We start from the raw sequence: 14,895 nt of genomic DNA on the forward strand, positions 1-14,895 counted from the left end.
CTACCTCTAAGAGTATACATTATCTCACATAATAATATAATATTTCGTTCATAAATCAACGTTTTTAACATGCAGCAAGAACATTTCCGTTGTAATTAAGGTTCTTAAGATGTATATTAATGAATCTTGTTTTCAATAAATAATGAAAGTAATAATTGTCATGATAATGTTATTGTGTAGCAGTTACACAATGGCAAGCGAGAGAATAAGTCTAGTGGATAAAAAACTATCTCAAGGATATGTAGCTCCAGTGCTTACAGAAGATAGCGTTATTTTATCAGACAAGCACGGCGCTTTATATTCCTTTGATATTGATAACTCAAAGGCTATGAATTGGAAATTACACCTCTCACACAGAAAAAAAATTAGTAACATGAGCCTATTGCGTCACAGAGGAAACGTTTTCTTTATAGTGGATAACGTTCTACACACAATAGATGCAAAAACCGGCGAGATTCAGTGGGAAAAAGAATTGAGAGCTCCAGTAAGAGGGAAAGCAGCAGTAATAAACAATAAATTGGTAGTATTGACTATTGATAATTATCTGTACGTGTTTGATATAAAAGATGGCAGCTTCGTTTGGACTTATCAAAACGGCATCAATGAGGTTCGAGGTTTGTATTCCATATCGCCAGCAATTTCTAATGATAAAATAATAGCACCATTTTCAAATGGTGAGTTAATAGCTTTTAATGAAGACGGTAAAAAATTGTGGAGCCAAAAATTGGCTACAAACCTTTTGGATACACAGCTCACAGATGTAACTACTACACCGAGAGTGCTTGGCGATACTTTAATAGCTACAAATAATTCTTATATTTATAGCATTGACGTGAAATCAGGAAATATTTTATGGTCAAAGTCACTGCAAGTAAAAAGTGTATCAGACATTGAGTCATATTATAGTCCTCTTATTCCTGCAGAGAAACAAAAAGAAGGCGGAAGAATTTTTATAGTTACTAAAGACGATAAAATAATTGGCCTGGATATAAAAAATGGAGAAACAGTCTGGGCATCTGATTTAATAGAAAATACGCAATTGTTTGCTCCAATTATGCATGCCCATACACTGTGGGTGACAAGCAATAAAGGTTCAATGTTTGCTTTTCCGGGATCTGAAAGTGCAGGAAAGGTAGTCAAAGTACCTGGTAATGTGTTTCACACTCCAGTGTTTACTCGCAATAAGATATATGTAACAACTGAGGGAAAAGGTGTTTATTCTTTAGAAAATAGGTTTGTTTTTTATGACTGATTATGATTTAATTGTTATAGGTGGTGGCCCAGGAGGCTATAAGTGTGCTATCGCTGCTGCAAAACTTGGATTGAAAGTTGCCTGCATAGATAAAAATAGCATTTTTGGTGGTACATGCTTGCGAGTTGGATGCATACCTTCCAAAGCACTACTTCATTCTTCCTATCAGTATGCTCACACGAAAAATGATCTGTCGAAGCTTGGCATAAAAATTAAGGATGCAAGTTTCGATTTAAAAGAAATGCTAGGCTATAAGGACGCCAGAGTTCAGGAACTTGGAAAAGGTATAGAATATCTGTTTAACCTTCACAAAATCACTAAAATCAATGGGCTTGCTTCTTTTGACCAAGGTAATCTTGAAGTTTCAGTTGAAGGTAAGGTGCTGAAGACAAAAAATATAGTAATTGCAACCGGTTCTGACGTTATTTCTTTGCCAGGAATTAATATCGATGAGAAAAGTATTATTTCATCAACTGGTGCATTATCTTTAACTGAAGTACCAAAAAAACTTGTCGTAATCGGAGCCGGGGCAATAGGGCTTGAAATGTCTTCTGTATGGAGGAGGCTAGGGTCTGAAGTCACTGTAGTAGAATTTTTTGACAGAATCGCTGCAGCAATGGATGGAGAATTAAGTAAGTCTCTACTTTCTAGTCTACAAAAACAAGGAATAAAATTTTTACTTAGCACTAAAGTTGAGGAGATAAAACAAAGTAGTAATTCTTTGAGTGTGAAAGTTTGCTCTGTAAAAGATAATCAAACAAACACTATAGAGGCGGATAAGGTATTGGTGGCAGCAGGACGCAAACCATGCACTGAGAATCTTGGTATTGATGAAAAAATAGAAAAAGATAATCGCGGTTTCGTTCAAGTTAACAACAGATATGAAACTAATGTGAAAGGAATATTTGCTATTGGTGATGTGATCGGTGGAGCAATGCTTGCTCATAAAGCAGAGGAAGAAGGAGTGGCAGTTGCAGAGATAATAGCAGGACAGTCACCTCACGTTGATTATGGAATCATACCATCTGTCATTTACACTCACCCTGCGGTTTCTTCGATTGGTAAAACCGAAGAGGAACTCAAAAATGCTGGCCGTAAGTACAAAGTTGGTAAATGTCAATTTGCTGCAAACGGCAGAGCAAAAATCACTGATGATGCTGAAGGATTCGTGAAAGTGCTGACTTGTAGCAGAGCAGATACAATACTAGGTGTGCATATCATAGGAGCATACGCTGATACGCTAATCAACGAAGCAGCAGTTGCAATGGCATATAGCGCAGCAGCAGAGGATATATACAGAATTTGTCACTCTCATCCTGATATAAATGAAGCCTTTCGAGATGCGTGCATCGATGCTTTCTTTAAAAAATAATTGTGGACCTCGGTTCAATCATTGAAAAATGGTATGAGTGGCTGAGGTGCAACAGATCTTATTCACCAAACACTTTAGAGTCATACATGAGGGACTTGAAGGATCTTATAAGTTTCCTAAATACTCACATTGGTGGAGAAGTAAATGTCGGCACTTTGGAAAAATTGAGCGTACCTGAGTTAAGAAGTTGGCTTACCTCTCGTTACGCAAGAGGTGTAAACGCAAGATCCAACACTCGAGCACTCTCAGTAATCAGAAATTTCTTCAAGTACATAAAAAATAACCACAATATAGACAATGAAGCTGTATTTTCCTTATCAAGGCCAATTCAGAGAAGAACTTTGCCCAAAGCATTATCAATACCTGATATAAAAACTTTATTGAAAGAAATGAAACTATCCGATCTGGGCGAATCTTGGGTGGTAAAAAGAGAAATTGCGATTATCGTCCTGCTATATAGTACAGGCTTAAGAATCAGCGAAGCGTTGAACCTTAGGGTTAGTGATATTAGCAATGAAAGTTTAATAGTAACAGGTAAGGGAGATAAACAAAGGCAGGTATTCATTCTTCCGGTAGTAAAAAAGTGTATACAAGAATATGTAAAAGCCTGTCCTTATCTTGGCACTAATAATGAAACACAATATCTTTTTTTGGGAGTAAGAGGAAAAAAATTGGGAAGAACTTATGTGGCCAATCGTTTGCAAAAAATAAGGAGAATGTTAAATTTACCAGAAATTTTATCTCCACATGCATTTCGCCATAGTTTTGCTACTCATTTGCTTCAGGAAGATATTGACATAAGATCAATACAACAACTGCTTGGTCACTCAAGCCTGGAAACTACTCAAATTTACACTCACCTCAATTATCAAGATGTTTTTAACATGTACAAAAATTTTCAGCAGGGCCTGGAGAAGAAATCAAAACTTTAACTTCGTTCTAAACCACCAAGCTGAGTGCTTTCAACATCACTAAGTATTGTGTTTGCTTTATATAAACTACAACATCCTAATAAAAAAAAAGCCAGTGCAACTGCTGTAAAGAAAGCACTTAGAGGTTGTCCGGAAACTAGTAAATTCAAGCATATTCCCTCTTTAACATAACCCTACTCATAGCTAGGTATATGAAATTCTCAGTGGATGTTGTGAGTAAATCATACTCCTTCGATAGCCTTCTATTCCTATTAACCCAAGCAAAAGTCCTTTCTACAACCCATCTTCTTGGCTGTACTTTAAACCCTTGTTCTCTTGTTGGTAGTAGCTCAGGTGGCGTATCTTTGTGCACCCAAAATCTACATGGAGGCCTTTTAACAATTTCAATATCTATGTCATATTCTTCCTTTATGTGATTCTTTAAATTTCTTCCTTGGTATCCCATGTCAGCCCACATTTTTAACTTTAGTATATTTTGTTCTCATATTGTTTAATGCTATTTTAATACCATCTCTATCATTTTCGTTAGCAGCGCCTACGTAACAACCTAGTATAAAACCCTGAGTGTCTGTAATTATATGCCTTTTTTACCCTTTACTTTTTACTTCCATCATAGCTTTGATCCCCCCTTTTCTGTAGTCTTTACAGATTGACTATCTACTATACAGGCACTCGGCTGCTCATTCTTTCCTATTTTTCTTCTACTATATTTTGTAATTTCATAATTCATTTTCTCAAAAATTCCCTGCTTCTTCCATTGCCTGAACTGCTCATACACAGTCTTCCATAGCGGAAAATCATTTGGTAAATACCGCCATTGACACCCTGTACGCAATACATAGAAAATTGCTTCTAATATTTCTTTTTTGCTATACTTTGGCAGCCTTCCTCCTTTCTTGTATGATACTCTGAAGTGTTTTTCTATTCTTGCCCATTCCCTTTCGCTTAGATCTGTTGGATACTTTTTTCTCATCTTTACCCCGTACTAAAATTTCAGATATTATAGCCTTTTACTTGTTTCCGGACAACCTCTTATTATCCCTGGATAATCTTCTATTACTAAACATGCAACAACAGTATATACTCCAAGCAATATAAAACATGCAGAAGCGTAGTTGCTCAGTTTTCTACCAGAAGAAATTGCTTGCGAGGATTTTTCGTTTTTATTACTACGGAGCAGTCTATTTTCTGATGAAAGCCTATCTCTTTCTTCCCTTACTTGTTTCAAATCTCTTTTTAATCGTGAAATTTCGACAGTGTCGCTTGCTCTTCCATACACAATTCTATTAAGTCGAGTTACTTCACTATTTAGATCATTGATTTTTGTTTTTTGAGCCGATTTTTCCTGCCTTAAATCTTCTTCTAACTGTGAAATTTTGTTAATGCCTCTCGTTCTTTCGCGTACGACCCTATCCAGCTCTCGTTCTTTTTCTATGAGTTGAGCTTTCGTTCTTTCAAGTTCACCTTTAAGTTCTTGTATAACTTGCTCAGAACCTACCGGTATATCATTCGTACTTGCCAAAGGTTGTAATGTATTTGCAGGAAATTTTTCATTTAGATAATTTGTAATAGATTCGATTGGATTATTAACACCCCTCAATGCAGCAGTAACAATTGCATGACTCATGAAGCAATTATCTTCTACTAATTTTTTTACATCATCTAAATCTTTTTTATTAATAGTAGCGGTTAATCGCTCTGTAATGGCTTGTTCAATTATTTGCTTCACCCACGAATTTTGCTCTATAGCTTGTATTGGCTTTATTTGACTAAAATCTAGCTCTTCATGTTTTAAAAGTTTTGTCAATACTTCTTTGTTATCTGATGTTATTCCTTGTAAACATGATTGAATAATTAAGCTAAGCGGCGTTTCTATTTCTTCATTTTGGCTTCTTTTCCAGCAATTAGGGTTAAACTCTTGATTTAATGGTCTTTTCGCTTGGTAAATGTTTCTGCTAGAAAGAGCACCTAACAACTCGTTTGCTTTTTGTGCTTTTTTAAATTCTAATTTTATTACGCGCTCAAATCCTCTTGTAATACAATCTTTAGAGCTTTTATATTCATAATTTTTGATATCAGTTTTTATATCTGGGTGCGTGAGCAATATTTTTACCACATCTTTAGCCCCAATTTGACAAGCAATATGTAAAGCTGTGTCTTTGCGTATATTAGATGTTGTTATAAATCCTGATATTTGAATTTGTGTACTAAGATCATATCTCGTCCGTGTTGTAGACACAGATTGCTTACTCTGAGCATTAATATTGATACTTCTGTTTTGTATAAGCAATTTAGCCATTTTCTCTAACGTAGCCTGTCCATTACCGCTGACAGCGCAGACATTGACAATAGACATCAAAGGTGTCATGCCCTCCTTATCAAACGCATTAACATCCGCACCTTCTTTCAGAGCTTGTTTAAAAGCTTCCGGGTTTTCGTTATCAATAGCCTTAAATAACTTTTGTGTTGGTTCATCGAGCTGTCTTGAAGTTGTCTGATTATATCTATAACCATTAGTATTTATCCCATCCCCTCTATAAAGCATATTAAACCTACCTAATAATTTACTAATATAATTATGAAAAAGAAAAGGAAAAGGAAAATTGCAAGCGATTTATTCAAAATCCTAGAATTAACTACGACTCTAAAAACTTTTCTGCATCAAGCGCAGCCATGCATCCTGTTCCTGCTGCAACTACTGCCTGACGATATACCTTATCTTGAACATCACCTGCAGCAAACACTCCTGCCCTACTAGTTAAAGTTGTTCCAGGTTTTGTAATGATGTAACCCTGCTCATCCATTTCAACAAAGCCTTTAAAAATACCCGTATTTGGTGCATGCCCGATTGCAATGAACACTCCATCCACTTTTAATTCTTGGGTTTTATCGATCTCTGCTGATTGAATCGCAATACCAGCAACCCTTTTTGGATTTTCTTCTCCAAGAATCTGCTCTACGGTATGGTTCCACATTACTTTTATTTTATCATTTTTAAAGAGCCTATCTTGCATTACTTTTTCCGCTCTTAATTTATCACGCCTGTGTATTAATATCACTTCTTTGGCAAATCGAGTTAAAAATATTGCTTCTTCAACAGCAGTGTTTCCACCACCAATCACAGCTACAACTTTATTCCTAAAAAATGCACCATCGCAAGTCGCACAAGCTGAAACCCCATAACCCTGAAATTTCTTTTCACTTTCTAAACCAAGCCACTTCGCTTGCGCACCAGATGCAATGATAATTGCATCTGAATAGTAGTCATTGATATTACCAGAAGATCTAAATCTATACTCATTAAAGTCCTCAAGTTGTTCAACGCTTTTTATCTCATCATCTATTATTTTTGCTCCAACCTTTTCTGCATGAAACCTCATTTGCTCCATTAGTTCTGGACCCTGTATTGAAACAAAACCAGGATAGTTTTCAACATCTGTAGTAATTGTAAGCTGACCACCAGGCTGCATTCCCGTTACTACAATTGGCTCTAAGTTTGCACGTGCTGCATATATAGCGGCAGCATAACCCGCTGCCCCAGATCCAATAATAAGAACTTTTGTACTAAATTTATAATTCTTCACTGTATGAGTTTAGATAATCAGCTACTCCTTCATCGCTTGCCTGCATTGCTGGCTTACCTTTCTTCCACCCTGCTGGACATACTTCACCATGCTCCTCATTATGTTTAATTGCATCAACGATTCTAACGAATTCATCGATATTACGCCCTAAAGGCAAATCATTTATCGATTGATGACGTACAATAAATTTATCATCAATAACGAAAGTTGCTCTCAGCGCAATTGAGTCATCATATAAGACCCCATAGTCTCTTGATATAGACTTTTTGATATCAGACACTAAAGTGTAGCTAATCTCTCCAATACCACCATCATTAACTGGAGTGTTTCGCCATTTATAATGTGAAAATTTTGAATCTACACTTATTCCTATCACTTCAACACCACGCTTTGCAAACTCATTTATTCTATTATTGAGCGATATCAATTCAGTTGGGCAAACAAAAGTAAAATCAAGTGGATAGAAAAAAAGGACAGCATACTTATTTTTTATGCGCTTACTCAGACAGAAATCATCAACAATTTCTCCGTCAGAGAGAACAGATGAAGCAGTAAAATCGATAGCAGATTTTGTTACAAGATTCATAATTAACCTATTCTTTTAAAATAACTTTAATTTTACATCTTGATAAACTTATATGCAAGTTTTCTTTGGTTTTAGTCCTATAAAAACTTCCTAAAATAGCTCTTCTTTTTTACCGATAAGATACAATCCAGGTTGGAATACTGAGTTGGTGAGTATAAAATTCTACGTCATGCCACCGCGAACCGTCATACCGCCACGGTATCTCAGCCGCTCACAAGTAGCGGGATGACGAGCTTATCGTCATGCCACCGCGAACCGTCATACCGCCACGAACCGTCATACCGCGATTCATTCGCGGTATCTCTAGATCCCGCTAACAAGTAGCGGGATGACGGTTGTCGTTTAGCTATAAATGTTAAAAAATTTGCCAAACGAAAAAAAAGGCAAAAGAAGCCCCGTGGTTGGCTAATTACTTACATTATACTTTCAAGTATGGCGTTTTTTTATTCTAAACGTTTAATAACCGCGATTCAGTTGCTTTTAAGCCGCAACTAATCTAAATTATAAACATTAAGAAATTTACTAAACAGAAAAAAAGGCAAAAGAAACCCTAGGGTAGCTAGTTATTCACTATCCATTTTTTAAGTTGGCGTTTTTTTATGTTTTAAATGCTTTATAAGCGCATTTTAGCTTATATTAGGTAAAAACCTAGAAGCTTTATAAAGACATAAGGTGCACATAGTGCAAAAAATTAAACATGAGACGCCAGATACGTGAGTTTTTTTGTCATTTAATCTGTACAGAGAAGATAAATAAATAGCTTCAGTTTTATGATAAGGGAGTTGGCGGAGTTTGTCAAGTAAGTTTTTCGCTTCTGCGGGCTACTTGAATAACGGCTACAATGTTCATACAGCTATGTACATAGCTGGAATCCAAAAAAAGAACCAAGTAGCCAAGCTACTTGGATGACAGAAGGTAATATAAGAAGTCTATTGGCTCTCGTATACCTTAGTGAAACTTAACAAGTTTATCTATAGTTTTAGTGATGATTCTTGGAGTATCCGGAGAAACTGCTGAGCTCAGCCTATTTAGTCGCTCTATAGCAAACTCGCTGTTCTCATTTGTTATGAAATCACATAAAATATTTTCTATATCCTTAGTAACACTTTCATGCTTCCTCAGAGGATGATTATGTGGATACCTATTGATGGTTCTGATGCTAGAATACTCAACAAAAGCTTGATCCTTAAAAGCAAGTTGTCTCAATTTCTCTTTGAATTTTCCTTCTTCCTCTTTTGCTAAAAGGCGAGACTTTATCAGTGATTTTATAATCAAATTTATAGCTTGATGCATTTCAGAATGCACTATAACTTTAATGGTATTTTCTTCTACTATACAATCATAAATACTTTTTTCGCTCTTTAGTGACTCTATAAGCGTTCTGCTATTTTGTGAATTCAATTCCAAATTCTCTTCACTCATAGGAGTTATTATGAAGGTGTTCTTACTCACTCTGATGTTAAATTGTGGAGAGCCTTCAGAAAAGGAAGCTACATCCTTAAATTCAAGTGCATGATTGTATGCAGCAAAAAGGGTGTGTGCTATAACACTACTGGGCACCTTCATTCCATGTTTACTCAGGTGGTTCAATACATTTTCAACCTCATGATATGTAAAGTCTGTATCTTTTAGCAATTCAACAGCTTCTATGCCGTTGTGTTGTTTATACTCTATTCTCACTTCTTCTGTAAAAAGTGTTTTAGCTGCTATATGTTTATCAAGCACTGTGAAAATCTTGATGAAATTCTCTAAATCTTGTTTGTTAACTAATTCGATACTAATTAAGTTTCTGCTAATAATTGAAATATTTTTTGTCATTTTTTCCCACTAAAAAAACTCACTGAATGAATTGTATTTTTAATTCATTAAGAATTGTTTAAAGTGAGCATACTAGTTTTCATTTACGTATTACACGACAAAACAAGATAAAAAGTTACATAAAATCATCATGTGGTATAACACACTCTCCACATTCATCATTGCTGTTTGTGTAGGTTGTGACATCAGTGTGATTGTCATTATTATTTAGCATATCATCCAACTTTCCTTCTTTTTCAAGATCCATCAATTTGTCACACCCCCCCATGTGCTTATCGTTGATAAAAATCTGTGGAACTGTTCTAACGTTATACTTTGATTTTATGTCGTTAAATAGATCTGAGTTTTTGAGCACATCAATTTCTTCATACTTCACACCTTTTTTATCTAGTAAATCCTTTGCCCTTATGCAGTATGGACAGCCCTTCTTTACATATATCACAACATTTTTCACAATTTATCTCCGTAGCTTACTAAAATATAGTTATTATATATAAGAAACATGTAAAAACATCAAATTGTATGAAAATTATTTATAATTGTGAGCAAGGAATAGAAAATAATATAGCACTAACCTTCGGAAATTTCGATGGCATTCATTTAGGACACGAGTTTGCAATTTCTACTCTAAAGAAGGTAGCACAAGAAAGAGGATTACCCTCTGCAGTTTTAACTTTTGAGCCTCACCCATCAACTGTTTTATTTGGTAGAAACAATTTTAGGTTAATAGACCAAGAACAAAAAAAGGAACTAATCAGCAGCTATGGTATAGATTACTTATATATTATTAATTTTAATAGAGGTTTTTCTGAGGTTAGCTGCGATGACTTTATCAGTGAGATTTTAATAGATAAATATGGCGCTAAACACATAATTGTCGGAGAAAATTGCACTTTTGGTCATAAACGATTGGGTAATATATTAACTCTAGAGAAATATTCTGAAATATATGGATACTCTTTGACTAAATCAGAGCCATTAACAATTGACGGCAAAATTTGCTCTTCTTCTTCAATAAGGGAGTATGTACAAAGGGGCGAAATAGAAATTGCTAATAAATTGCTCGGCAGGCCTTATCAAGTTTCTGGTGTTGTGACAAAAGGTGCATGTAGAGGTAGAGAAATAGGATTTCCAACCATAAATATTCCTATAGAAGATTGCATGATAAAACCTAAGTTTGGCACATATTACGCTAGAGTGACTTTTCCTGATAGTAATCCAAATTGGTTATATGGAGTAGTCAATATTGGTATGAGACCTACTTTTAAGGATCTGAAAAAGCCTATAATAGAAATGCACATATTCGATTTTGATGAAGACGTATATAGTCATAAAGTCAATATACAACTTTTAAAATTCATAAGGTCAGAAAAAAAATTCCATAGTATTGAGGAGTTAACAAAACAGATAAATTATGATATACTTAAAGTTTATAGGTTAAAGGCAAATTTATGAAAAAGTTATGCTTAGTTGTTATATTAATTATAGTATTGATTGACCAAACGAGCAAATTGTACATAAACTCATTGATTGATGAAGGAGAATCAATTGAGATCGCTAGTTTTATAAAACTAGTTGAAGTTTGGAATTCAGGTATTAGTTTTGGAATGTGTAGCGCTTTACCACATGGCGGTTTCTTTTTTTCAGCATTTTCAATACTAATAATTGGTATACTTGCATATTTGATATACAAGTCTGACGATCAGTCAACTTACCTTGGTTTTTCTCTGATGATTGGTGGAGCAATCGGAAACGTAGTTGATAGGATCTATTGGGGAGCTGTATATGATTTCATATATTTTCATATTGATGATTGGTATTGGCCAGCCTTTAATTTAGCAGATTTATCTATAGTTTGTGGAATGTTTACATTGTTATATAAGTGGTATATATACGATATGCTTATTTCTAAACAAAATGAGGAATAAAATAATTGTTTTTATATTAGGTCGAAATAATGCTTCATAAGTTTTTTAGTTTTCTTATACTACCTGTACTTTTTTTTACTTACCCAATTTCTTCGAATGCTTTAAACATAGAGCACAACATAAAATATACTAAACTCAGTAACGGACTAGATGTTTATGTTGTTTCTAATCATCGGATTCCAGCCGTTTTACATGCAGTAATATACAAAGTTGGGGGAATGGATGATCCAATCGGCAAAGCAGGATTGGCTCACTACTTTGAACATTTAATGTTTGAAACTACAGGGAAGTTCACAGATATAGAAGCCACTATGAGTAGCATTGGGGCTCAATTTAACGCATTTACCACTAAAGAATATACCTGTTATTTTGAGTTGATCCCCAAAAAAGATTTACCACTTGCAATGGAAGTTGAAGCAGATAGAATGGGCAGCTTTAATGTTACTCAAGACAAAATAGATAGAGAAAAAAACATCGTATTAGAAGAAAGAAAGATGAGATTTGATAACCAACCTCATAACTTGTTATGGGAAGAAATGGATAGTGCATTTTACCGTACTGGCTATGGTAGGTCTGTTATCGGCTGGGAGAGCGATATCAAAACTTACAATTTGGATGACATAACGAGGTTTCATGATAACTATTATCACTCCGGCAATGCAATATTACTGATTGTGGGTGATGTGGAACTTGATGAAGTAGTGAAATTAGCAGAAGAAAAATATGGCGAAATTAAAGCTAAGCCTGTAATGAGAAATTACCCAAATCAGGATCCAGTGCATAATGCAGATCTATCGGTGACCTTAGAGAGCACTGAAGTAAAAGAATCAGTTTTATATTTTCGTTATCGTGTTCCCTTATTTGATCACATAAATGAAGCCTCTGCTGCTCATTTAGCGGTTGACATTTTAGGTGGCGGCAAATCCAGCAAACTGTATAAAGATTTGGTTTTAGATAAAGATGTGGCAGTATCAGTGTTTGCTTATTATAATAGCCTAGCTTTTAGTGATGGCTACATTGATATTATGATAATTCCAAAAAGTGGCGCTAATTTAGATATTGTTGAAAGAGAGTTAGATAATGCTATTAATGGCTTCGTATCTAAAGGGGTGACGAGCGAGGAATTACAAAGCTCAAAATATAGGTATAAGGCAGCACAGTTTGATAATCTATCTGACTTAACTCATATAGCGATGTTCTATGTGCCACACCTTGCACTTGGTATTCCACTTGATGAAATAGATATTTCATATAGCAAGATTAATGATGTCAATCTAGAGGATGTAAATAATAAAATCCGTGCTATTTTTTCTGCTAATAAGTTAATTGGTCGTTTATTACCAAAAAGAGATAATAATGAGAATAAGTAAAATTATATTTCTATTTTTTTTCTGTCTAGGCTTTAATTTACAAGCAAGTGGTAACCTAAATATAGAGGAGGTCACTACCCGTAAAGGATTTAAGTTTTTATTTGTAGAAAATCATGATTTGCCAAAAGTTTCACTAAATATATCGTTCAAGGATGCAGGTTATGTGTATGAGAATAAGGAAAAACAGGGGCTTGCTTGGTTTACTTCTCTTGTAATCCAAGAAGGGGCAGGAAAAAATGATGCCAAAGATTTTGCGAAAAAGCTTGAAGATAAAGGGATTAGTTTAAATTTTATTGCTGATTTAGAAGCATTTAGGGTTTCATTAAATACTTTGTCTGACAATCTAGAGGAAGCAATTTCATTACTGAGCGATACTATAATGCGTCCTAAAGTTGACCCTGAAGGGTTGAATAGAGTTTTCGAGAAAGCCAAAGTTGATTTTAATAATCTTGAAAAAAATCCTTATTTTGTTGCTGGAAAAGAATTAGATACGTTATTGTTTAAAAAACATCCTTACTCAAAAAGTGTGTACGGTACTCTTGATACTATAATGAGCATTACTAGAGACGATGTTTTAACATACATAAAGCGTAATTTTGCTAAAGATAACATAGTTATCAGTGTTGCTGGTTGTACAAAAAAAGAAGAAATTATTACGCTATTAGATAAATATTTATCTAAATTGCCGTCAAAAAGATCAAAAGTTAGAAAAATACCTGTAAAAAATAATTTTGGTTCTGCAGAAAGTAAGAATATTTTTATGGATATACCACAGAGTGTGATACTTTTTGCTCAAAAAGGTATAGCTTATGAAGATCCTAATTATTATAACGCTGGTGTCTTAATTGATGCACTTGGTGGCATGAGGCTGAATTCAATATTAATGACAGAACTGAGGCAAAACTTGGGTATTACTTATGGTGTTTATGCAAGTATTATTTCCAATAAACATGGAAATATTATATCTGGATTTATAAGTACTGATAGTTCTACTGCTGGCAAAGCTATATCAGCAGTAAAAGATACATTTAGCAGAATAAAAAAGCAAGGAATTGACGAACAATTGTTCAAGGATGCAAAAATTGGCTTGGTAAATAATCTTGTCCTTTTCCTGTCCAATAACACAAATACAGCAACGCTGCTAGATAATATGCAGATAAATGATCGTGATGTTAACCGTATAAATAATTATGCGAATATCATTAATGATGTTAAATTAGAGGAAGTAAACGAACTGGCAAGTTCTTTACTGGAACCTGAAAATTTATTTTTTGTTGAAGTTGGAAAAAACGCTCAAGGTCAATAATTATTACAGTCATATATCTTCTGCTATTGACCTTACTGCTTCTACATAACACTTATGCTCCTCAGCTAGAATGCGTTCTGAGAGGCTTTGAATATCATCAGCTGGTAACACTGGTACAACAACTTGAGCAATTATGGCTCCAGCATCAACTTCAGGAGTGACATAATGTACAGTACAACCTGTAATTTTTACACTTGCTTTTAGAGCTTGCTCTTGAGCGTTTAGGCCTTTAAAAGACGGAAGTAAAGAGGGATGAATATTTATCACCTTGTTATGCCATTTACTCAGAAAATCAGCTTTGAGAATTCTCATAAACCCTGCAAGGCAAATTAAATCAACCTTATGTTGAACAAGTATTTCGTGAATTTTACCAGCATCAAGCGGTTTATCTTTAACAATAAACGCTGAGATTCCTGCTTGCTCTGCTATTTTCAGACCAGCAGCTTCGCTATTATTTGTGATAACACATGCAACTTCTGCGGAAAAATTCTGATCTTGACATGCTTCTATTAAGGCCTGCATATTCGACCCCCTACCTGAAATTAGTATTCCGAGTTTTATCTTTTTCATTATAGCACAGTTAGTTTAGAATTTAGTTAATACTAACAAAACAGCTCAAAAGGAAAACTTATTTTATAGCAAAGAAGGCAGACTAAACTCTTTACATAAGTGGACCTCTAATTTTGGACCTCACTGGACAACACAAAATAACGAATAGCCCCATGTACCCAGCTAAAACTAGCTTTA

General features: G+C 34.7%; 14 protein-coding genes and 1 pseudogene. 7 read left to right on the forward strand and 8 right to left on the reverse strand.

Features of this window, described 5'->3' with window-relative positions:
* Nucleotides 1-142 precede the first annotated feature (142 nt).
* The 3 genes from J4T77_RS03945 to J4T77_RS03955 are packed head-to-tail and all read left to right on the forward strand — an operon-like array spanning nucleotide 143 to nucleotide 3,556.
* Nucleotides 143-1,252: an outer membrane protein assembly factor BamB family protein gene (locus J4T77_RS03945; protein WP_038228167.1), complete on the forward strand. Its 1,110-nt coding sequence runs from the start codon at nucleotides 143-145 to the stop codon at nucleotides 1,250-1,252.
* A complete protein-coding gene (gene lpdA / locus J4T77_RS03950) occupies nucleotides 1,245-2,624 on the forward strand; it encodes a dihydrolipoyl dehydrogenase (RefSeq protein ID WP_010082459.1) in 1,380 nt (459 codons plus the stop codon). Before J4T77_RS03945 ends, lpdA begins: the two co-directional genes overlap by 8 nt.
* Nucleotides 2,625-2,626: 2 nt before the next feature.
* Nucleotides 2,627-3,556: a tyrosine recombinase XerC gene (locus J4T77_RS03955; RefSeq protein ID WP_190321337.1), complete on the forward strand. Its 930-nt coding sequence runs from the start codon at nucleotides 2,627-2,629 to the stop codon at nucleotides 3,554-3,556.
* Here J4T77_RS03955 and J4T77_RS03960 read toward each other — a convergent pair.
* The 7 genes and pseudogenes from J4T77_RS03960 to grxC form a co-directional block, all read right to left on the reverse strand.
* A complete protein-coding gene (locus J4T77_RS03960) occupies nucleotides 3,553-3,705 on the reverse strand; it encodes a hypothetical protein (RefSeq protein WP_190321338.1) in 153 nt (50 codons plus the stop codon). The genes J4T77_RS03955 and J4T77_RS03960 overlap by 4 nt on opposite strands.
* Nucleotides 3,702-4,529 (reverse strand): annotated as a pseudogene (locus J4T77_RS03965) (IS5 family transposase). The gene J4T77_RS03960 and the pseudogene J4T77_RS03965 overlap by 4 nt, the downstream one beginning before the upstream one ends.
* 27 nt (nucleotides 4,530-4,556) lie before the next feature.
* Nucleotides 4,557-6,101: an ankyrin repeat domain-containing protein gene (locus J4T77_RS03970; RefSeq protein WP_223823116.1), complete on the reverse strand. Its 1,545-nt coding sequence runs from the start codon at nucleotides 6,099-6,101 to the stop codon at nucleotides 4,557-4,559.
* A gap of 91 nt (nucleotides 6,102-6,192) precedes the next feature.
* Nucleotides 6,193-7,140, reverse strand: coding sequence for a thioredoxin-disulfide reductase (gene trxB, locus J4T77_RS03975; protein WP_190321339.1), 948 nt, complete (start codon nucleotides 7,138-7,140; stop codon nucleotides 6,193-6,195).
* Nucleotides 7,127-7,726 carry a peroxiredoxin gene (locus J4T77_RS03980; protein WP_012673206.1) on the reverse strand — a complete coding sequence of 200 codons (600 nt, stop codon included), beginning with the start codon at nucleotides 7,724-7,726 and terminating at the stop codon, nucleotides 7,127-7,129. The genes trxB and J4T77_RS03980 overlap by 14 nt, the downstream gene beginning before the upstream one ends.
* Nucleotides 7,727-8,674: 948 nt before the next feature.
* Nucleotides 8,675-9,544, reverse strand: coding sequence for a hypothetical protein (locus J4T77_RS03985; RefSeq protein ID WP_190321340.1), 870 nt, complete (start codon nucleotides 9,542-9,544; stop codon nucleotides 8,675-8,677).
* Nucleotides 9,545-9,659: 115 nt separating this feature from the next.
* Nucleotides 9,660-9,998, reverse strand: coding sequence for a glutaredoxin 3 (grxC, locus tag J4T77_RS03990; protein ID WP_065094576.1), 339 nt, complete (start codon nucleotides 9,996-9,998; stop codon nucleotides 9,660-9,662).
* A gap of 68 nt (nucleotides 9,999-10,066) precedes the next feature.
* Here grxC and ribF point away from each other — a divergent pair, with 68 nt between their 5' ends.
* From ribF to J4T77_RS04010, 4 genes are read left to right on the forward strand one after another with little or no spacing between them, the layout of a single operon-like run.
* Nucleotides 10,067-10,999: a riboflavin biosynthesis protein RibF gene (ribF, locus tag J4T77_RS03995; protein ID WP_190321341.1), complete on the forward strand. Its 933-nt coding sequence runs from the start codon at nucleotides 10,067-10,069 to the stop codon at nucleotides 10,997-10,999.
* Nucleotides 10,996-11,472: a signal peptidase II gene (gene lspA, locus J4T77_RS04000; protein WP_006279329.1), complete on the forward strand. Its 477-nt coding sequence runs from the start codon at nucleotides 10,996-10,998 to the stop codon at nucleotides 11,470-11,472. The genes ribF and lspA overlap by 4 nt, the downstream gene beginning before the upstream one ends.
* A 29-nt stretch (nucleotides 11,473-11,501) precedes the next feature.
* On the forward strand, nucleotides 11,502-12,842 hold the full coding sequence (locus tag J4T77_RS04005; RefSeq protein ID WP_190321342.1) for a M16 family metallopeptidase: 1,341 nt from the start codon (nucleotides 11,502-11,504) through the stop codon (nucleotides 12,840-12,842).
* On the forward strand, nucleotides 12,829-14,148 hold the full coding sequence (locus J4T77_RS04010) for a M16 family metallopeptidase (protein WP_010962819.1): 1,320 nt from the start codon (nucleotides 12,829-12,831) through the stop codon (nucleotides 14,146-14,148). The genes J4T77_RS04005 and J4T77_RS04010 overlap by 14 nt, the downstream gene beginning before the upstream one ends.
* A 9-nt stretch (nucleotides 14,149-14,157) precedes the next feature.
* On the opposite strand, the gene purN is transcribed toward J4T77_RS04010, so the two are convergent.
* Complete coding sequence (gene purN, locus J4T77_RS04015) at nucleotides 14,158-14,718, reverse strand: phosphoribosylglycinamide formyltransferase (RefSeq protein WP_190321343.1); 561 nt, start codon at nucleotides 14,716-14,718, stop codon at nucleotides 14,158-14,160.
* Nucleotides 14,719-14,895: the final 177 nt, after the last annotated feature.

It is taken from the genome of Wolbachia endosymbiont of Drosophila innubila (assembly GCF_021378375.1).
In the GTDB taxonomy this organism is placed as follows: Bacteria; Pseudomonadota; Alphaproteobacteria; order Rickettsiales; family Anaplasmataceae; genus Wolbachia; species Wolbachia pipientis.